Raw genomic sequence first — 16,569 nt, forward strand, 5'->3', positions numbered from 1 at the left:
TGTTGGTACTGCGTTGATCAATCCGTGATCCTGATGCTGACGGAGTTGGCCATCCGGTTGCCGACTCCGGCGCTCTGGTTCAGCTGAACTACACCACTGCTCCCGGCGAAGGCCCGTCTGTCGATGGCGACAGCACGCTCTCCCGGGCTCGACTCAGCCGCACCTGAGTTCTGTGAGAGCACCACGTTCTGTTGCGCGAGGACGCTGTCGTCCAGGCTTTGCGCTCCGGAACCGATGCTCAGGCGAAAAGAGTTGATCTGCTGGGTGCCGGCTCCCGCCGACTGATTGACGCCCAGCACGCCGGTGCCGTTGCTGAAGGCGCTGCCGTCGATGCTGGCCCCGGCATTCATGGACTTGTCGATGCCGTTCAGCACCTGGTATTGCCGGAAGTCGGTGGTGGCGCTGGCATTGCTGCCCATGGCCAGGGCGCGCCCATTGATCTGTTGCTGCCGGTCGCCGGCGGCCTGGTTGACCGACAGCACGCCCTGGTAGCCCTTGCCGCTGTTGTCGATGTTGGCGTGGTTGTTGACCTGCGCCTGGTCGGCGAGGGTGACGGTAGGGATGGTCAGAGCGATCAGCAGGGAGAGGCGGCGCATGTCAGCGATCTCCAGTCAGAATCTTCAGCGGGGCCAGGCCCTGCTGCAGGCTCCGATTGATCTGGTTGGACACATTGCTGCCAGACCCGCCGCCAGAGCCGGCGCGCAGGGTTGGCAGGCCGGGCGAAGCCCCCTGGGCGGGATTGCCCAGCCCCGGTAGTTGCCCGCCGGGCAGGATCTGCTGTTGCAGGCTCGAGCCACTGGTGACCCGGGCAAAGTCGGCATCCGTCAGCTCGTACGAGCTGGTTGCCCGGATGACGGTTTCCGAGGGGTTGGTATTGACCGTTCGGGGATTCGGATCAGGGACCAGGACAGGGGTGTTGACCAGCCGGGGATGGACATCGCGGCTGATGACGATGACCCCATCGGCGGCGTGGGCAGGCATTGCCAGGCCCATGACCGCGGTCAGCAGCAAGGTCGACATTGGAGAGGCGGATGTCCGTGAAGGGTTTCTATCCATGTCAGCAGTTCCTGCTCGATTCAGAGCCGTTTGCGTGCTGGATCTGTCGCAGGTGTCGTGCCAGTTTTGGGCAAGCCCAAGGAAATCAGTGGGTTGCGTATATATCGGGGGAAAGGGCTGGAGCGGCTGTTAACCTGCTGAAACAGGTAATGGCGCATGTTGCGGCGCCAGGGCCTGTAAATTGGCGTTATCCGTGGACTGGAAGTGTGTTGCGGCCTTGATACAGTCCGCGCTGAAGCGGTCGCCAGGACAGGCAGGAATGCAGATGGAAAACCGAGTCAATTGCCCAGACGCTGTTAAAAGCGGCTTGCATATATGCATACGTGCAGGAAAACCGGTTTTCCGGCGGCGTTTGCCCGGCTTTGGTGGTCAGGTCAATGTTTTTCGAGGGTCTGCCGATGCGTTCATCGCTGCTGGCGATCTGTATCATGCATGCAACAGTCGTCCGTCGCAGCCGCTCCGCAGGAGCGCCTGGCGCCCAGCACAAGGAGAGAACATGCATCCGTTCACCGCCACCCGCCCGCCGCACCTGGCCTGGCTGCTCGGGCTTGCCGGTCTGATCCCGTTCATCAGTGGTGCGCTGGGTATCTGGCTCACGCCGACAGGTTGGCGCCCCTTGGTTATCGCCGCGCTGCTCGACTATGCGGCGGTGATCCTCGCCTTCATGGGCGCGATTCACTGGGGGTTGGCGATGCGCGCCGAGCAGGACGATCTGCGCGCGCAGATGCAGTTGGGCATGTCGGTGATTCCACCACTGGTCGGCTGGGCGACCGTATCCTTCGGTCTGCCGGTGATGCTGGCCATTCCGCTGTTCGTCGTGGCCTTCATCGGCCTGTATCTGGCCGACCTGCGGGCGGTGCGCCTGGGGCTGGCGCCGATCTGGTACAGGCCGCTGCGCAGGGTGTTGACTGTCGTGGTCGTCCTCAGCCTGCTGCTGGCTTGGGCCGGCGTAGTGGCCGCCTGAGGCCTCGCGCCGGGCCGATCAGCAGGTCAGCTGGTCGGCCTGCCGGTACAGCATCAGCAGCTTGCGGGTGACGGTCTGCTGCAGGTCGTTGCGCTCGAAGGCGGACAGGTGCGGCAGGTTGACCAGTTGCAGGCGGTGCAGGTGCAGATAGGGCATGCGCTGGTCGAACTCGCGCAGGTCGCCCTTGACCAGTACCGGCAGGAACACATCGCCGTTCTGTTTCAGCTTGCTGATGATTTGTGCCAGGGCGCTCTTGAACGGGCGCGCCTGCAGCATCTCGCCATTACTCCCCAGTCGCGCCAGCAGCAGTCCCTTGTGGTCCTGGAACTGACCTGGCAGCACGCACAGGCCGGTCTTGCGTACCGACAGGGGCGAGATGTGATGCAGGGTGTCGTGAAACGCATAGGGGTTGGGCAGCACGACCATCTTGCGGCCGATCTCGCTCGGGAAGTGCAGGCCGTAGTTGGTGTACAGCTGGCTCACCGATTCGGAGTAGACGCACAGGCGGTTCTCGAACAGGCGGATGAAGCGTTCGGCCAGGTCGCGTTTTTCCACGCGATCCAGATCCCAGATCAGGTCTGGGTTGGATTTCTTGCTGAGGTCGACTTCCTGGAAGCTGATGGATGTGCTCATTGCGACGGCGCCGTGCAGGGTGGGAGTTGTTGCCGGGCGCAGGCGATTGGCTGCGGTTTCGGCCCTTCCATGGGCAGGCGACAACGGATAATTGCCGCAGTATGCGTAAAGAGCATGACAACTCACCAGTCGTGTTGAACAAATTTGCGAGCAAAGTCGGTCATCAGCAAGCAAGCGGACAGATTGACTGCTGGCACTGATCCCGATCAACACGCTTTTGAGCTGGACCTGCAGCCCGGCGGCCGGCTCTGGTAGGATGCCGCCCGGCCGCCGCGCAGCAATCCAGTCGAGCGCTCTAGTCGAGCAATCCAGTCGGGCGCTCCGGTCGGCCTTCATCAATCATGGAACAGCGCGCGACAGGCGCGTGACGGGGAGTTTTTGCATGGAATTCTGGACCGCCATTCAGGCGCTGATCCTGGGTATCGTCGAGGGGCTGACCGAGTTCCTGCCGATCTCCAGCACCGGTCACCAGATCATCGTCGCCGACCTGATCGGCTTCGGTGGCGACCGCGCCAAGGCGTTCAACATCATCATCCAGCTGGGTGCCATCCTCGCCGTGGTGTGGGAGTTCCGCCAGCGCATCTTCGACGTGGTCATCGGTCTGCCCCGGGAGAGTCAGGCGCAGCGGTTCACCATCAATCTGCTGGTGGCCTTCTTTCCGGCGGTGATTCTTGGTGTGGCCTTCGCCGACCTGATCGAACACTGGCTGTTTAACCCGGTTACCGTGGCCAGCGCGCTGGTGATCGGCGGGGTGGTGATGCTCTGGGCCGAGAAGCGCCAGCACACCATCGAGGTGGATACGGTGGATGACATGAGCTGGAAGCACGCGCTGAAGATCGGCTGCGCCCAGTGCCTGGCGATGATCCCCGGCACCTCGCGCTCGGCCTCGACCATCATCGGCGGGCTGATCTTCGGCCTGTCGCGCAAGGCGGCGACCGAGTTCTCGTTCTTCCTCGCCATGCCGACCATGGTCGGTGCCGCCGTCTACTCCGGTTACAAGCACCGCGCGCTGTTCGAGAATGGCGGCGATCTGCCGGTGTTCGCCCTCGGCTTCGTCACGTCGTTCATCTTCGCCATGCTCGCCGTGCGTGCGCTGCTCAAGTTCATCGCCAACCACAGCTATGCGGTGTTCGCCTGGTACCGCATCGGCTTCGGCCTGCTGATCCTCGCAACCTGGCAGCTGGGCATGATCGACTGGAGCACGGCGCAGGGTTGATGAAGGCCCGAGTCAGATTCGCAGGGCGCAAGCGGGAGCAGGGCCGGGGCGTTGAGCGGGCGCTCAAGGTGTCGGCCTTCCTGGCCCTGTGCGCGCTGCCGCTGGGCGGAGCGTTACGTCTGCTGCTGGATCTGGCGCAGTCGTGGGCCTTGCTGGCCTATGGCGGGGCCAGTCTGCTGGTCCTGGTGCTGTACTGGCACGACAAGCGCAGTGCCCGCCAGGGACAACGGCGCACGCCGGAAAACACTCTGCATGCCGTCGAGCTGCTCGGCGGCTGGCCGGGCGCGCTGGTGGCGCAGCAGGTGTTTCGGCACAAGACGCGTAAGGTCTCGTATCAGGTGGTGTTCTGGGGGATTGTCGCGCTGCACCAGGCGTTCTGGTTCGACTGGCTGCTGCTGGGCGGGAAGTTCGTTCGGCAAGTACTGCCGCAGTTGGCGGGGTTGCTGTAGGAGCGGGCTGGGCCTGCTCCCCGAGCAAGGCAGCCGGCCATTGCGGCCGGCTTGATTCTTTCAGACTAACAGTTCAGACCAGCACGCCCTGGCTGCGCAGGTAGTCGTCGTAGGTGCCGCTGAAGTCGGTCACGCCGTTCTCCGACAGCTCGATGATGCGGGTGGCCAGGGAGCTGACGAACTCGCGGTCGTGGCTGACGAAGATCAGTGTGCCCGGGTAGTTCTCCAGCGCCAGGTTGAGCGCCTCGATCGATTCCATGTCCAGGTGGTTGGTCGGTTCGTCCATTACCAGCACGTTGGGCTTCTGCAGGATCAGCTTGCCGAACAGCATGCGGCCCTGTTCGCCACCGGAAATCACCTTCACCGACTTGAGGATCTCGTCGTTGCTGAACAGCATGCGGCCGAGAGTGCCGCGCACCAGCTGCTCGCCACCCTGAGTCCACTGGCCCATCCAGTCGAACAGGGTCATGTCGTTCTCGAAGTCGGAGGCGTGATCCTGGGCGTAGTAGCCCAGCTCGGCGCTCTCGGTCCACTTCACCGAGCCGCTGTCCGGGAACAGCTCGCCGACCAGGGTGCGCAGCAGGGTGGTCTTGCCGATGCCGTTGGGGCCGATGATGGCCAGGCGCTCGCCGGCTTCCACGGTGAAGCCGAAATTCTTGAACAGCGGCTTGCCATCGAAGCCCTTGGACATGTCCTCGACGGTCACCGCATTGCGGTGCAGCTTCTTGGTCTGCTCGAAGCGGATGAACGGGCTGACGCGGCTGGACGGCTTGACTTCGGCCAGCTGGATCTTGTCGATCTGCTTGGCGCGCGAGGTGGCCTGCTTGGCCTTGGAGGCGTTGGCCGAGAAGCGGCTGACGAAGGTCTGCAGCTCGGCGATCTGCGCCTTCTTCTTGGCGTTGTCGGCCAGCAGCTGCTCGCGCGACTGGGTCGCCGCGGTCATATACTCGTCGTAGTTGCCCGGGAACAGGCGCAGCTCGCCGTAGTCCAGGTCCGCCATGTGGGTGCACACGCTGTTGAGGAAGTGGCGGTCATGGGAAATGATGATCATGGTGCTGTTACGCGCCGTGAGGATGTTTTCCAGCCAGCGGATGGTGTTGATGTCCAGGTGGTTGGTCGGCTCGTCCAGAAGCAGCACGTCGGGATTGGAGAACAGCGCCTGGGCCAGCAGCACGCGCAGCTTCCAGCCCGGCGCCACTTCGCTCATCGGGCCGAAGTGCTGGGCCAGCGGAATGCCCAGGCCGAGCAGCAGCTCGCCAGCGCGCGATTCGGCGGTGTAGCCGTCCATCTCGGCGAACTCGGTCTCCAGCTCGGCCACGGCCATGCCGTCTTCCTCGCTCATTTCCGGCAGCGAGTAGATGCGGTCGCGCTCGGCCTTCACCTTCCACAGTTCTTCGTGACCCATGATCACGGTGTCGATCACGTTGAATTCTTCGTAGGCGAACTGGTCCTGGCGCAGCTTGCCCAGGCGGGTGTTGGCATCCAGCATCACCTGGCCGCCGGAGGGCTCCAGGTCGCCGCCGAGGATCTTCATGAAGGTCGACTTGCCGCAACCGTTGGCGCCGATCAGGCCGTAGCGGTTGCCGTTGTTGAACTTGACGGAAACGTTTTCAAACAGGGGCTTGGCCCCGAACTGCATGGTGATGTTAGCGGTGGAAATCAAGAGGCTCTATCTCGCGGGTCTTAGCGTAGTGGGTTCAAGCTTGGGGCATTTTTGGGGCAAATTTCAGTTTTTCGAGCTCTGCCCAGTCGCCCTCGCTGTTGATCCAGTGGGCGTAGGTGGTGAGCAGCATCTGAACTGAATGACCCAGTTGCTGAGCAATGAAGGCTGGGGTCATCCCAGCCATTAGGCAAATTGTGGCATATGTGTGCCTCGCGTTATACGGTGGACGGTATCTGATCCCCAACGTCTTGACGGCCGGCCCCCATTGCTTGTGCAGATCGCTGGTCTGCTGGACGTACTCAGCGCTCTTGCTGGGAGGGAAGCAGTAGGGGAATTCCTTCAGCCGCCCATCGCCTTGGGCGCGGCGCTCGGCGTACTTCCTGGCGAACTCGAGGGCATGCAGTGCCCGCTCGTTCAGCAGGACATAGCGATCCTTGCCGGTCTTGGTTCTCTCGACGATCTCGCCCAGGGCCACTGTCCGACAGACGTGCGCCACCCTCTTGTCTAGGTCGATCTCTTCCCAGCGCAAGGCCAGGGCCTCGGACAGGCGCATCCCGGTGTAGAACACGAACTCGAAGTAGGCGCCGTAGATCTGGCTCGGCCAGTGCTCGGTTGCGTACAGGTGCGCGATGATCCGGTCTGCTTCCTCCTGTTTGAACGGGTCGATTTTCTTCTTGGCTCGCTTGGGCAGCTCCAGGCCGGCCATCGGGTTCCGCGGGATCAAACCGTCGGCGACCGCAGAAGACAGGATGGTGTTCATCTTGGTCATGGCGTTGTGCTTGACCTGGTCCGAGGTCCAAGGGATCCGCACTGTCAGCTTGCGCAGCAGGGCCGGGGTGATGTTGGCCAGCGGGGTGGTTGCCAGGTGCTCCATCCACCAGACGTTGAGCACCGACTTGTAGTTGTTGCGCGTGCCGCCGGCGATGTTCCTGCTGTCCAGCCAGAGCTGGGCGTATTCGCCGAAGCTGTGGCCTACGGTGGCGGGAGCGTTGGCCGAGTTCGGGAAGAACTCGGCGTACTTCAGCTCGTCCATCAGGCCCAGCTTGATCAGGCTCATTACCTGATCGCGTACACGGGATGCAGCTGCGATGCCCGCTTGCGTCGCGGGATGGGTGAGCGACTCGGAGCATCGCTTTCCATTCCAATTGAACCGGATACGGATTCTGCCGTTTCGGATTTCCAGACCGGCGGGCAAGTCCACTGGCTTTCGAGCCATTCGTCATATCTCCTGCGACTGTAGATGATGCTGCGCCCGATGCGATTCCAGACGCCTTCTGGGATCTCTTTTCGCTGTCTTCGCGCCTGCAAGGCACGGAAGGTGATGCCGAGCAGTTCGGCCATCTTCTTCTCGGGCACCTTGTCTTCCAGCTCTTGGCTCATGGCAATAGCTCTCCGTGCCACCCTGGTGGGCAGCATTCAGGTGTTGAGTGGGGGAGGAGTCGGGCCGCGGGCGGCCGGTGCTGATCAGTCGTTGCTATTGAGCTGGGTGTCGCTTAGGCAGTCCGGATCACTGCACTCGCAGGTGCTGGCGCCGACCTGCTCCCACCCGATGTCCTCATCGTCGATGCTGCCCAGCTTGGCGAACGGACCGACCTCGATCTGCTCGCGCGCCAGGCTGGCGGCCGTGGACTCGTCGACCTGGTCGAACGCCGCGTCGAGTTGGTCCCAGCCATCGTCGTCGTCCGGGTACCCGAGTTTGATGTCGCAGACGCTGTTGTTGGGCATGCGGAAGGTGATGGCCAGTTCCGGGCCGTCGTCGCCGCGGCGCTGGACGACCAGGATCTGGCCGATGCCGTCGACATCGAAGTGTTTGGCGAAGGGCTTGTTCATTCTTGGCTCTCCTTGGTCTTGCCTTGGTGTGCTGGCTGGCAGCGCAGGCACTTGCAGCTGCCGATTCGTTCGCCGCTGGTGCGGCAGTAGGTGGGGCGGTTCACGGGGCAGACTCCGGCAGCACGGGCACGTAGGCCGCAGTGTCGGAGATCTCCAGCCAGCCTCCGCAGCCCTTGTGCTGGTACTGCTCACCACGGATCTCGTCGAGGTCGTCGCCCTCAACGCCGATCACCTGGCTGCAGTGTGGGCAGCGGACGATGTAGGAGCGGTCGGTGTCGCGGCTGACCTGGCGGGCGAGCAGGATCTCGTCCGAGGCGGATTGGTTTTCTGTGGGCATGGGGATACCTCGCCGGGGTGGCGTGAATCGTCGAGTTGGTGGTATTGGTTATGTTCCGGCATGGAGCCGGATCAAGGAGAGATTGTGGATTATGCGTCAATTGCTACTTCGGCTTCGCTAGTTACCGGCTTGGCCTCGGCGGCCTGCTGGGTTTACGCGGCAGTGGTCAAAGTTGATCCGCCACCAGAGTTCAAGGGAAAGCCTGACAATATGTACTGGGGGCGCATCATTGCTAACGGTACAGACCTAATCCCAACCATAAGGGCCCAGTCTCGCTGGAACAGCTGGGCAGCGTTTGCAGCTGCCGCTACCGCGGTTCTGCAAGTCGCGGCTACTTGTCTGAAGTAGCCGAGATTCGCCCCCTGAATCTCACCCAGCGGTCCTAGAATGGCCTCTGCTCGTTCGGAGCCATGCTCAGCCCTACCGCCACCGGCCGAACCCAGATCGGCATGGCCGACAGCATGAAGGTCTCGCCGGCCCCTGCCAGCAACAGGGTGGTACCCATGACATGGGCGATGGCCTCGGCCGCTGCCGGCGGTACCGCGTTGCCGATGCGCTCTCGCCAGGCCTGATCGGACAGGCCGTCCAGCTCCAGCTGCTCTTCCGGATCGACCAGGCTCTGCAGGGCGGCCAGCTCGAGGGTGGTGAAAGGTCGGTGCCAGGTGCCATCGAGCGAGCGGATCACACAATTCAGGCGCTCGTCTGCCGCCGGCATGCGCGGATCGGCGACGCTCCAGCGGCCGTTGTCCTGGCGCGCGCTGGCCGACACGGCGCCGGCTTGGCCATTCCATGTCACCACGCCGTAGTGCCCACCAGTCAGGTAGGCATCGCCAGCGACGCGGCGCATTCCCGGCCGCGGGTCTGCAACGCACTGCCCGCCGGCACTGGGCGACTGGCCGCCGGTCACGGTGCCGGCAGCCTGGTCCATCGGCACGACGCGGTAGACGTTGTGGTGGTACTCGCGGGCTGGACGCGGATCCGCTACCGAGAACGTCCCTTGCCCCGGTGACTTCACGCCGATCACCGCCCCGCTGGTCTCGTCCCAACGGCGCACGCCGTACTGCTGGTACTGCAGCGCCTCAGCCGGCGCCCGCGGGTCGGCCACCGAGAATGCGCCGTTGGTGGGGCTGCTGCGGCCGGCGACGGTGCCCACCGCCTGATCCCAGTCCCGCACGCCCAGGTAACCGGCTTGGTACTCGGGCACGATGACGAAGTCGCGCAGATAGCCGTCCTCGATCGCCAGGCGGTTGAGCGATCGCCAGTCCTTCCCAGCCTCGACCAGGGCTAGGCGCACCCACGTCTTCCACTGCAGCGCCGGCACGCGGTGCATCGGGCCGGCCGCCTCGACGTCGCCGGCCAGCGGCATGCGGCCAAGGATGTCGCCCACCGAGCGCAGGGTCTTCTTCTCCGGCTCGTACAGGAACGGCGGCACCTTCTCGACGTGGCGCGCCACCAGCAGGAAGCGCTTGCGCGACTGCGCCAGGCCACCGAGCTCGCCGCAGTCGTGGGTGGTTTCCGCCACCGCGTAACCGTAGTGGCCAAGCAGCTTGCCGATCTGGTCCAGCAGGTGCCGGCCCCGGGTGGCCAGGCGCGGCACGTTTTCGAACACGATCAGGTCGACCGGGTTGTGCCGCCAGGCCTCGCACATCAGCCAGACGCAGCGCAGCGTCAGCTCGTTGAGCGCCTGGTACTTCGGGGTCTTGCTCATGCTCTCGGACAGCAGGCCCGAGGCCCCCTTGCACGGCGACGAGATGAACACCGCGTTCGGGTCTTCGTTCTGCGCGGCGCGGCGGATGTCCTCGGGTGTCGCCTCCCGCCAGCCTGCGGGCGGCTCTTGGCCGTGGAAACGGGTGTACTGGTCGCGGGTGAACAGATCCAGCAGGGTGCCCGGCACGCCGGCCAGGCGCTCGAAGTCGCGCAGCCCGGCCGGGTCGACATCGATGCCGCCGAGGCAGCGCCACTCGGCCTGCTGGTTGCCGACTACCGGCTTGGCTCGGTTGAAGCCCTTGGCGCCGCCGCCCAGGCCGCAGCAGAAGTGGAAGTGCTTGAAGATCCGCTTGAGCATTAAGAATCCTTACCGCGGTGAGCTGCGGATGAGAAGATGATTGGATTGCAGGCAAGGCCGAGGTGTGGCGTGACGGATGACGAAGAAGACATTTGGCTATGGGCGACTGAAATAATTGGCACCCTGTTCTATGCCTTCAGGGACGGCCACCCGGAACACCTCCCGCCTCTTGAGGAAATCCGCTCTGCCGTCGAGGGACTGATACTTCTGGCTGGCTGGAAAGGCTTGGAGCCTGAGGTTCGGCCTGTTCGACTCGCGCTACGGGGGCCGGATGTGCGGAGTTACGCAGAGCTGGTCCGACTGGTTGAGGGTTTTCTGGATGAGGTTAAGGAGCGCCTCCACCAGAAAGAGCTGGCGCGGCAGCCTTATGTGCCCAGAGACGATGATCTGTTCTAGCTGTACTCGTTGCCGCAGAAGCAAAACGATGCACCGCCGCCGGCGAGTACGGCGGCAGTGTGATGGGGGCGGGAGTTACGCTGCGCTCTGCAGCTTCTGCAGGGCGAAGTAGACCTTCACGCAGGCCTCGGCATCGATGCGGGCTCGGTGTGCGTTGACCAGGTCTTCGCCGGTCAGGTGCTTGAGCGCCTCGGCCAAGTTCGGGGTTTTGAAGGTGTTGCGGAACCGGCTGGCCTGCATCTTGGCGGTGGGCGGCAGCTGGCAGACTGGCTTGGCGTTGTTCGCCGTGCAGTAGCTGGCACCGCTGCGGAAGGAATTGGCGGCCTCTTCGCCGCGGAAGCGCATCAGGGCGATGCGCAGGATCCGGTCGTCGAACTGGCAGTTGTGCGCGACCCGTAGGGCTGCGCGCTCGTGGATGGCCATGAAGCCGTCGAGCGCTTCCGCCTCGGGAATGCCCAGGTCCATGGCCATCTCGTGGGTGATGCCGTGGATCTGGGCTACCTCGTCGGGGATGGTCCAGCCGTCCGGCCGGATGATCGCCTCGAAGCTATCGATCAGCTCGCCGGCGTCGTTGTAGAGCAGTGCCGCGATGTCGACGATGTGCGGCTGACGCGGGTCTTCGCTGGGCTCCTTGAACAGCGGGAACCCGGTGGTTTCGGTGTCGAAGGCGTAGAAGTTGGTCATGGCGTGGTCCTTGGTAGTAGGGGCTCGGTGGTGGCTTCTTGCGTGGGCCTGGGATCAGGCCAGGGCGGAGCTGCTCGGCGAGGAGGAGGGCGCGGCCTTCGGCGTGGGTCGCCTGCGCTTCAGCACCGTCTCGGGGTTAATGCGGCTGGTGCGCGGCGGCAGTGGCTCCGGCTTGAAGCCGTCCACTACTCGGACCTCGCCACCACTTTCCAGATGTCGGTCGAACAGGGAGGCGAGCCGTTGCCGCTCGGCCTCCTTGCTGCCGATGGTGTTGATCCGGTCGTAGGGCTGCGGATCGATCATGCGGCGGCCTCCATGGTGCTCCCGATCACTCCGCCCTCGACCCAGACTGCCTGCAGGCCCGGCGGGGTGGTGGCCATCGGTGCCTTCATGGTGCCGGCGATGATGGCGCTATCCAGGGTGCCGTCCTGGGTGCGGGCCATCAGCAGCTTGATGATCTGGCCGCGGCTCGGCAGGTCCAGGACGTCGTAGCGGTCCAGCACCACGAAACGCAGCCCGGACAGCGAGGCGATCGCGATCGACAGCAGCGCATCGCACCGCCAGCGCTCGGACTCGGACAGCAGGCCGTAGGCTCTACCGCCGAACTCGACGCCGATGTCGCTGCTGATCTGCACCGTCTGCCAGCTGGTGGCGGTGGACAGCTCAGCCAGCAGGGCATTTACCGGGGTGAGCGCGCCTGCCAGGATCTCGGCCGGGATGCCGGTCGGCGCCAGGGCGTCGGCGATCAGCGTCCAGTTCTTCACCGCGCTGTGGTGGCCGGCGGCCTCGGCGATGATCTTGTCGCGGCTGACCTGGGCGTGATGGGCTTCCTGCAGGGCCTGCTGCTTGGCCATCAGCTTGTCCCGTTGCTGGCGCAAGTCGTTGATGGCCTGCTCGGCGTTGGCCATGGCCTCCGCCAGCGGGATGCTGGCGGTCTCTGCTTCCAGCGCCTCCAGCTGGGCAGCGGCGTCTTGCGAGGCCTTCACGTCGCGCTGGTCGTTGGCGACAGTGCGGGACAGGTTGTCGACGTAGGTCCGGAACTCGGGGATGCGCTTGGCCAGCTGGGCGTCATCGGCGCCGGCGTCGGCCAGCGGGCCATGCTCCGTGGTGTAGCGCTCCAGCAGCAGCTTGGCGCGGTCCATTTCTTCAAGGACGGCCCAGGGTGTGGTGAGGCCGCTGTCGGCCGCCCGCACGCCGGCGGTGCGCTGGGCCAGCGCCTGCCAGTCGACCAGGTTACGCGCCATGTCGTGGACCAGGCCCTGCTTGCCGCCGGCTGCTGCAGCTTCGGCGGCGGCGAGCTGGTCCTGCCAGTGTTTCAAGTCGGCATTGTCGTTGTTCAGCTTGTGCTGGCGCCGCTGCAGCAGGTCGGCCGCCTCCCGCAGTTCAGCGATGCGCTGCTGGCGCTGCTCGGCTGCCGCCATGGCCGCCTTGTGGCCGCCGACGGTCTGCTGGGCTTCTGACAGATCGAGCTCAACCACTGAAAGCTCGCGGGCGACCTCCTCCAGGTCCTCCGACTGCACCTCGACGGCGACTGCTTCCGGCTCCCAGCCTTCGGCCTTCTCGCTGCCGTAGGCCTCGCCGGTGATCGCCTTCCAGGCGCCGCGTGCCTCGCTGGCATACTCCTTGGCCTGGCCGACGGCGGCATCAAAGCCGGCGCGCAGCATCGGCTTGATACGCTCGATCAGGTCGGCCCCGGCGCCCTTGTCGGTCAGGCGCTTGGCGATCTCGTTCGGGCTGGCGCTGGCGCCGGTGAGGCCAAACAGCGTGCGGCGGCGCTCCTTCTCGTCCAGCGCAGCGAACTTGCTGGCGTCCAGCACGAAGGGCAGGCAGGGCAGGTCGACCAGAGGCGCGCCCTTGCCGCTGGGCAGGGCCACCGCGGCGGACTCCTGCTCGCCGGCGGCGCCTATCCAGCTGACTACCGCCTCGCCCTTCTTGGCGCCCTCGGTGACCAGCTTGGCCATGTCCTTCCTCAGGCTGACGCGGCGCGGTTGGCCGGTGAGAGCCATGCTGATCGCATTCAAAAGGCTCGACTTGCCGGCGCCGTTGAAACCGGAGACCAGCAGCACCGGCTCAGAAACAGCAAGGGCCGCATGACGCAGCCCTTGGAAGTTGGTGACTTCGATGTTCGTGATTCGCATGGCTTGTTACTCCAGGTTGAGCTCCGCCGGCTTCTTCAGGACGCGGTACAGGTTTTCGTCCGGGTGCGCGCCTTCGGCCTTCAGAGCGACGGTCCCTGTCTCCAGCATCAGCAGGATGACGCGGCGCGCCTCGTCGTAGCTGAGGGCAAACCGCGACTGCAGGTAGGCGAGGTCGATAGTCTGCTTGCGGGTGACGACGGCGGCCTCCAGATCTACCAGCGTGTGGCCGCCGAAGGTTTCGCCGGTCGGCAAACTCAGGGGGTCGTCCGCGGCGGTGGTTCCGGTCTCGAGCGGGGCTTCGTTACCCCAGGCTCCAGGCTCCTGCATGTCCTGGTCGCCACCGTTCAGGTCCAGCGGGTTCTGGTCGGGATCCGCTGTCACCTCGTCCATGCCGCCCAGGTGGTCGGCCGCGCTGGCCACCACCAGCAGGCAGACCTTGTTCACCGAGTCGATCAGGTGGTGCCGCTCGGGATTGTGTTGGCTCACCTTGAAGGTGGCCTTGATGCCGTCTTTCACTGCTACCGACTCCAGCATGCCGTCGATGGTGGGGCGGTTGTCCGCGGCCAGGATCCGCACGGCTGCCTTTACCGAGGTGCTGACGCGGCTGGCCAGGCGCTCGATGACGGCGCTCTGGCGTTTCTCGCTCATCTTCGCCCAGGCCTCGGGCATGTCGCGCATCTCCTGCAGGCAGCCCTGCAGCAGGTCGCGGCCTAGGGTCTCGCTGGCCATCTGCAGCGGGGTGAGTTCCTCGGAGAGGTTGATGTCGGTGAGCAGGGCGGACTCAAGGACATCGTCCAGAGCCTCATCGATGATGGAACTGACGTGATTCATGCAGGGCTTCCTTAGTGTTCGGCGATGCGTTCAAGGGTTTCGAGCTGGGAGTCGCTCAGGTAGGTACGGGTGCCGTAGCGTTGGTAGTTCGTGCGCAGGTCCGCGGCGAACTGTTCTTCCCAGTCGTTGCCGGCGTTGAGCTCGGCAGCGCCGAGGAGCGCGGCGAACTCCTCGGGTCGGTCGAAGATTTCTTGGATGGTGCGTGATGCCATCGGCGGTTACTCGAAGCTCAGCCCGTCCAAGTCGGCGGCCTGCTGCTGCGCCTTGGGCTTGGCAGCAGGCTTTGCTGCCGGCTCGGTGGCTGCGGGCTCAGGCTCGGCGGCGTCTTGGTGGCTGCGGATCTCACCGGTCGAGGTGTCGACGTCGATCGGCTCGTCTTCGGCGTCCGGTACCGGCGGCGGTGCCGGCTCGTCGCCGGCCTGGCTGCGCAGGTTGTCCAGGTTGACGGCGAATCCGCCCTGGCCGTCTGGCTCGGCTTCGATGAAGTCGTTCGCTTCCTCGGCCGTCTGCAGCCCCATCAGCAGCTCGGGCGCGTACAGGCGACCGAAGAAGCTGGCGCAGCGATAGCGCAGCATCAGCTCCGGGATCGTCTGCCACTTGCTGCCGTTCTTGGTCAGCCAGCCTTCGTCGATGGCCATCTGGATGGACACGACAGGCGACTCGAGGCGCTCGCCGGTTTCCTTCTCGATAGCCCAGGCCTTGCAGGTCTGGTGGCGGACGGTGACCTTCTTTTTCACCTCCGTCTTGTTGTTGTTCTTCCACTCGATGGCGGTATAGGTCACCTCGGTGGGCTCGCCGGGCGCGCTGAGTTCAAAGCGCAACGATGAATAGCGGCCGCAGCTGTTGATCGCAGCGATGATGAAGGCGCTGGACCAGCTCGGCCGGCCTTCGATGATGTGCAGGTTCTGCATCACCATCAGCGGGTCGGCGCCCATGCGCTGGGCCATGTTCAGCGCCACGATGCAATTTGGCAGACCGGCGGCGTTCTGCTCGTAGCCGGTGACCTTGCCGTATTGCTTCACCTCCTTGAAGGCGCGGTAGGCGGTCGGCACCAGGGTGGAGCCGGCCAGCACCTTCGCGGCGCGCTGCATCAGCTCGAAGCTCTGCAGGCTGCCAAAGCCCATGGTGACGGTCGGCATGCTTACTTCACGCGGCGCAGGTTCGCGCATCTGCTGCAGGGTGGTGGGCTGGTTCATGCTGCTTGCTCCTTGTAACCCATGGATTTGCGGTAGTCAGCTTCGGAGGCCACCTCGACACGGCGCACGTCGGCGCCCTTGGCCTTCCGCTCGTGGGTATCGCGCTGCGCTTCAAGGAAGCGGGCGCGGTCGTGGACGCGGTGGTAGGTGATCACCGGCTGGTGCTTGCCAGTCGGATCAACCAGGCGGATGTACAGGTCTTCGGATTTCATGGGGCGACTCCGCTTACTCGTGATAGGGGCAGGTTTTCCAGCGCGGGCAGTAGCGCTCGCTGCAGAGAGGGCTTTGCGGGTTGGGCGGGAACAGGCCGGTGCGAAACATGTCCGCCGCGAACTGGATCAGCCCTGGGTAATCCTCGGTACCGACCATCAGCTCGCGGGCGCCGATGATTTCGCCGGTACCGGTTTCCGGCTTGCCCTTGGTCTTGAGTCCGATGATCTCGGCCGGCGCCGTGCAAGACTCGCCGGTGGTGTGCTCGTAGAGCAGCTCATAGGTGCCGAGCTGGGGCTTGTGACCCTTGGTCTTGGCGATGCCGTGGCTGACCGCGGCGCCGCCGGTCTTTACGTCGGCGATGCCGATTCCGTCGCAGTCGCGCTTGATGCGCGCCCGGTCCAGGGTCCCTGTGAGCCGCACGATGACCCCGCCACCGCAGTTGATCTCCAGCGGCTTGGTCTCCAGCTCCACCGCGACGAAGTGGTAGCGGGGGCTGATGTCCAGGCAGTAGCTGGTGTGCAGGGTCAGGCCGGTGGCCTCTGCTTCGCTCGGGGTGAGGTCAGAGCCGCGCCAGTCCACTTCGAACTCGGGGTGGCGCAGCGTCTCAACCAGGTGCTCTGCGGCATCGAAGGCCGACAGCTCCTGGCCAGCGATCCGGGCAGCGTCGAAGGCGCCAGTGCTGGCGTGGATGGCGGTACCGAGCAGGGCGCGCGGGCTGCTGGGCGACTTGATGCCCAGCAGGTGGATGCCCTGCCACTTGTAGGCGCAGTCGAACAGCGAGCCCCAGGACGAGGCTCGAACGGTGGTGGTGCTGGTCATGGGGTGTTCCGATCAGGAGGTGATGGCCTCGGCCAGGCCCAGGGCCGCGCAGTAGACGGCCATGCCCAGGAGGACGAGG

The 16,569-nt window shown here is 64.7% G+C and carries 21 protein-coding genes and 1 pseudogene; 4 read left to right on the forward strand and 18 right to left on the reverse strand.

Features of this window, described 5'->3' with window-relative positions; all coding sequences use genetic code 11:
- Nucleotides 1–17: 17 nt before the first annotated feature.
- The 3 genes from BMZ19_RS12235 to BMZ19_RS22145 form a co-directional block, all read right to left on the reverse strand.
- Entirely contained in the window at nucleotides 18–596 is a 579-nt protein-coding gene (locus tag BMZ19_RS12235; protein WP_090311289.1) for an adhesin, read from the reverse strand.
- Nucleotide 597: 1 nt separating this feature from the next.
- The gene (locus BMZ19_RS12240) at nucleotides 598–1,020 is read right to left on the reverse strand and encodes a hypothetical protein (RefSeq protein ID WP_090311290.1); all 423 of its coding nucleotides are present in this window, start codon (nucleotides 1,018–1,020) and stop codon (nucleotides 598–600) included.
- 223 nt (nucleotides 1,021–1,243) lie between these two features.
- A complete protein-coding gene (locus BMZ19_RS22145; protein ID WP_139214665.1) occupies nucleotides 1,244–1,486 on the reverse strand; it encodes a hypothetical protein in 243 nt (80 codons plus the stop codon).
- 66 nt (nucleotides 1,487–1,552) lie between these two features.
- Between BMZ19_RS22145 and BMZ19_RS12245 the strand changes: the two genes are divergently transcribed.
- Nucleotides 1,553–2,020: a DUF3429 domain-containing protein gene (locus tag BMZ19_RS12245; RefSeq protein WP_090311292.1), complete on the forward strand. Its 468-nt coding sequence runs from the start codon at nucleotides 1,553–1,555 to the stop codon at nucleotides 2,018–2,020.
- A gap of 18 nt (nucleotides 2,021–2,038) precedes the next feature.
- Here BMZ19_RS12245 and BMZ19_RS12250 read toward each other — a convergent pair whose 3' ends face one another.
- Nucleotides 2,039–2,653, reverse strand: a complete 615-nt coding sequence (locus BMZ19_RS12250) for a hypothetical protein (RefSeq protein WP_090311295.1) — start codon at nucleotides 2,651–2,653, stop codon at nucleotides 2,039–2,041.
- 382 nt (nucleotides 2,654–3,035) lie between these two features.
- On the opposite strand from BMZ19_RS12250, the gene BMZ19_RS12255 reads away from it, so the two are divergent.
- Nucleotides 3,036–3,869, forward strand: coding sequence for an undecaprenyl-diphosphate phosphatase (locus BMZ19_RS12255; RefSeq protein ID WP_090311296.1), 834 nt, complete (start codon nucleotides 3,036–3,038; stop codon nucleotides 3,867–3,869).
- 65 nt (nucleotides 3,870–3,934) lie between these two features.
- Nucleotides 3,935–4,318 (forward strand): annotated as a pseudogene (locus BMZ19_RS12260) (DUF1294 domain-containing protein); the annotation flags it as partial.
- 73 nt (nucleotides 4,319–4,391) lie between these two features.
- Here BMZ19_RS12260 and BMZ19_RS12265 read toward each other — a convergent pair.
- From BMZ19_RS12265 to BMZ19_RS12285, 6 genes are all read right to left on the reverse strand, one after another.
- Nucleotides 4,392–5,981 (reverse strand): ABC-F family ATPase, encoded by a 1,590-nt coding sequence (locus BMZ19_RS12265; protein WP_090311301.1) that lies wholly within the window; start codon nucleotides 5,979–5,981, stop codon nucleotides 4,392–4,394.
- A 34-nt stretch (nucleotides 5,982–6,015) separates the two neighbouring features.
- Nucleotides 6,016–7,143, reverse strand: coding sequence for a tyrosine-type recombinase/integrase (locus BMZ19_RS12270; RefSeq protein ID WP_244517204.1), 1,128 nt, complete (start codon nucleotides 7,141–7,143; stop codon nucleotides 6,016–6,018).
- Nucleotides 7,038–7,361 carry a hypothetical protein gene (locus BMZ19_RS22655; protein WP_244517187.1) on the reverse strand — a complete coding sequence of 108 codons (324 nt, stop codon included), beginning with the start codon at nucleotides 7,359–7,361 and terminating at the stop codon, nucleotides 7,038–7,040. The genes BMZ19_RS12270 and BMZ19_RS22655 overlap by 106 nt, the downstream gene beginning before the upstream one ends.
- 84 nt (nucleotides 7,362–7,445) lie before the next feature.
- Nucleotides 7,446–7,811 (reverse strand): hypothetical protein, encoded by a 366-nt coding sequence (locus BMZ19_RS12275; protein ID WP_090311304.1) that lies wholly within the window; start codon nucleotides 7,809–7,811, stop codon nucleotides 7,446–7,448.
- A gap of 100 nt (nucleotides 7,812–7,911) precedes the next feature.
- Nucleotides 7,912–8,148 (reverse strand): hypothetical protein, encoded by a 237-nt coding sequence (locus tag BMZ19_RS12280; protein WP_090311306.1) that lies wholly within the window; start codon nucleotides 8,146–8,148, stop codon nucleotides 7,912–7,914.
- A gap of 382 nt (nucleotides 8,149–8,530) precedes the next feature.
- Nucleotides 8,531–10,213 (reverse strand): DNA cytosine methyltransferase, encoded by a 1,683-nt coding sequence (locus BMZ19_RS12285; RefSeq protein ID WP_090311308.1) that lies wholly within the window; start codon nucleotides 10,211–10,213, stop codon nucleotides 8,531–8,533.
- Nucleotides 10,214–10,249: 36 nt separating this feature from the next.
- Between BMZ19_RS12285 and BMZ19_RS12290 the strand changes: the two genes are divergently transcribed.
- The gene (locus BMZ19_RS12290) at nucleotides 10,250–10,609 is read left to right on the forward strand and encodes a hypothetical protein (RefSeq protein ID WP_090311309.1); all 360 of its coding nucleotides are present in this window, start codon (nucleotides 10,250–10,252) and stop codon (nucleotides 10,607–10,609) included.
- A 75-nt stretch (nucleotides 10,610–10,684) separates the two neighbouring features.
- Here BMZ19_RS12290 and BMZ19_RS12295 read toward each other — a convergent pair whose 3' ends face one another.
- Genes BMZ19_RS12295 through BMZ19_RS12330 form a run of 8 tightly spaced genes read right to left on the reverse strand, consistent with a single transcriptional unit; the run spans nucleotide 10,685 to nucleotide 16,490 of the window.
- Nucleotides 10,685–11,293: a 3'-5' exonuclease gene (locus BMZ19_RS12295; RefSeq protein WP_090311310.1), complete on the reverse strand. Its 609-nt coding sequence runs from the start codon at nucleotides 11,291–11,293 to the stop codon at nucleotides 10,685–10,687.
- A 54-nt stretch (nucleotides 11,294–11,347) separates the two neighbouring features.
- Nucleotides 11,348–11,596: a hypothetical protein gene (locus BMZ19_RS12300; protein WP_090311311.1), complete on the reverse strand. Its 249-nt coding sequence runs from the start codon at nucleotides 11,594–11,596 to the stop codon at nucleotides 11,348–11,350.
- Nucleotides 11,593–13,431, reverse strand: a complete 1,839-nt coding sequence (locus BMZ19_RS12305) for an AAA family ATPase (RefSeq protein ID WP_090311312.1) — start codon at nucleotides 13,429–13,431, stop codon at nucleotides 11,593–11,595. Before BMZ19_RS12305 ends, BMZ19_RS12300 begins: the two co-directional genes overlap by 4 nt.
- Before the next feature lie 6 nt (nucleotides 13,432–13,437).
- Nucleotides 13,438–14,262, reverse strand: coding sequence for a hypothetical protein (locus BMZ19_RS12310; RefSeq protein WP_090311313.1), 825 nt, complete (start codon nucleotides 14,260–14,262; stop codon nucleotides 13,438–13,440).
- Nucleotides 14,263–14,273: 11 nt separating this feature from the next.
- Nucleotides 14,274–14,474: a hypothetical protein gene (locus BMZ19_RS12315; protein ID WP_090311314.1), complete on the reverse strand. Its 201-nt coding sequence runs from the start codon at nucleotides 14,472–14,474 to the stop codon at nucleotides 14,274–14,276.
- 6 nt (nucleotides 14,475–14,480) lie between these two features.
- Nucleotides 14,481–15,458, reverse strand: coding sequence for a recombinase family protein (locus BMZ19_RS12320; protein ID WP_090311315.1), 978 nt, complete (start codon nucleotides 15,456–15,458; stop codon nucleotides 14,481–14,483).
- Nucleotides 15,455–15,670, reverse strand: coding sequence for a hypothetical protein (locus BMZ19_RS12325; protein WP_090311316.1), 216 nt, complete (start codon nucleotides 15,668–15,670; stop codon nucleotides 15,455–15,457). The genes BMZ19_RS12320 and BMZ19_RS12325 overlap by 4 nt, the downstream gene beginning before the upstream one ends.
- A 13-nt stretch (nucleotides 15,671–15,683) precedes the next feature.
- Nucleotides 15,684–16,490, reverse strand: a complete 807-nt coding sequence (locus BMZ19_RS12330) for a RecB family exonuclease (RefSeq protein ID WP_090311317.1) — start codon at nucleotides 16,488–16,490, stop codon at nucleotides 15,684–15,686.
- Nucleotides 16,491–16,569 lie beyond the last annotated feature (79 nt).

This window comes from Pseudomonas linyingensis (assembly GCF_900109175.1).
GTDB lineage: Bacteria > Pseudomonadota > Gammaproteobacteria > Pseudomonadales > Pseudomonadaceae > Geopseudomonas > Geopseudomonas linyingensis.

What these genes read in the sequence shown, in the direction of transcription:
- BMZ19_RS12235 (WP_090311289.1), bottom strand. Translation starts at nt 596, where the DNA reads ATGCGCCGCCTCTCCCTGCTGATCGCTCTGACCATCCCTACCGTCACC.
- BMZ19_RS12240 (WP_090311290.1), bottom strand. Translation starts at nt 1,020, where the DNA reads ATGTCGACCTTGCTGCTGACCGCGGTCATGGGCCTGGCAATGCCTGCC.
- BMZ19_RS22145 (WP_139214665.1), bottom strand. Translation starts at nt 1,486, where the DNA reads ATGATACAGATCGCCAGCAGCGATGAACGCATCGGCAGACCCTCGAAA.
- BMZ19_RS12245 (WP_090311292.1), top strand. Translation starts at nt 1,553, where the DNA reads ATGCATCCGTTCACCGCCACCCGCCCGCCGCACCTGGCCTGGCTGCTC.
- BMZ19_RS12250 (WP_090311295.1), bottom strand. Translation starts at nt 2,653, where the DNA reads ATGAGCACATCCATCAGCTTCCAGGAAGTCGACCTCAGCAAGAAATCC.
- BMZ19_RS12255 (WP_090311296.1), top strand. Translation starts at nt 3,036, where the DNA reads ATGGAATTCTGGACCGCCATTCAGGCGCTGATCCTGGGTATCGTCGAG.
- BMZ19_RS22655 (WP_244517187.1), bottom strand. Translation starts at nt 7,361, where the DNA reads ATGAGCCAAGAGCTGGAAGACAAGGTGCCCGAGAAGAAGATGGCCGAA.
- BMZ19_RS12275 (WP_090311304.1), bottom strand. Translation starts at nt 7,811, where the DNA reads ATGAACAAGCCCTTCGCCAAACACTTCGATGTCGACGGCATCGGCCAG.
- BMZ19_RS12280 (WP_090311306.1), bottom strand. Translation starts at nt 8,148, where the DNA reads ATGCCCACAGAAAACCAATCCGCCTCGGACGAGATCCTGCTCGCCCGC.
- BMZ19_RS12285 (WP_090311308.1), bottom strand. Translation starts at nt 10,213, where the DNA reads ATGCTCAAGCGGATCTTCAAGCACTTCCACTTCTGCTGCGGCCTGGGC.
- BMZ19_RS12290 (WP_090311309.1), top strand. Translation starts at nt 10,250, where the DNA reads ATGATTGGATTGCAGGCAAGGCCGAGGTGTGGCGTGACGGATGACGAA.
- BMZ19_RS12295 (WP_090311310.1), bottom strand. Translation starts at nt 11,293, where the DNA reads ATGACCAACTTCTACGCCTTCGACACCGAAACCACCGGGTTCCCGCTG.
- BMZ19_RS12300 (WP_090311311.1), bottom strand. Translation starts at nt 11,596, where the DNA reads ATGATCGATCCGCAGCCCTACGACCGGATCAACACCATCGGCAGCAAG.
- BMZ19_RS12305 (WP_090311312.1), bottom strand. Translation starts at nt 13,431, where the DNA reads ATGCGAATCACGAACATCGAAGTCACCAACTTCCAAGGGCTGCGTCAT.
- BMZ19_RS12310 (WP_090311313.1), bottom strand. Translation starts at nt 14,262, where the DNA reads ATGAATCACGTCAGTTCCATCATCGATGAGGCTCTGGACGATGTCCTT.
- BMZ19_RS12315 (WP_090311314.1), bottom strand. Translation starts at nt 14,474, where the DNA reads ATGGCATCACGCACCATCCAAGAAATCTTCGACCGACCCGAGGAGTTC.
- BMZ19_RS12320 (WP_090311315.1), bottom strand. Translation starts at nt 15,458, where the DNA reads ATGAACCAGCCCACCACCCTGCAGCAGATGCGCGAACCTGCGCCGCGT.
- BMZ19_RS12325 (WP_090311316.1), bottom strand. Translation starts at nt 15,670, where the DNA reads ATGAAATCCGAAGACCTGTACATCCGCCTGGTTGATCCGACTGGCAAG.
- BMZ19_RS12330 (WP_090311317.1), bottom strand. Translation starts at nt 16,490, where the DNA reads ATGACCAGCACCACCACCGTTCGAGCCTCGTCCTGGGGCTCGCTGTTC.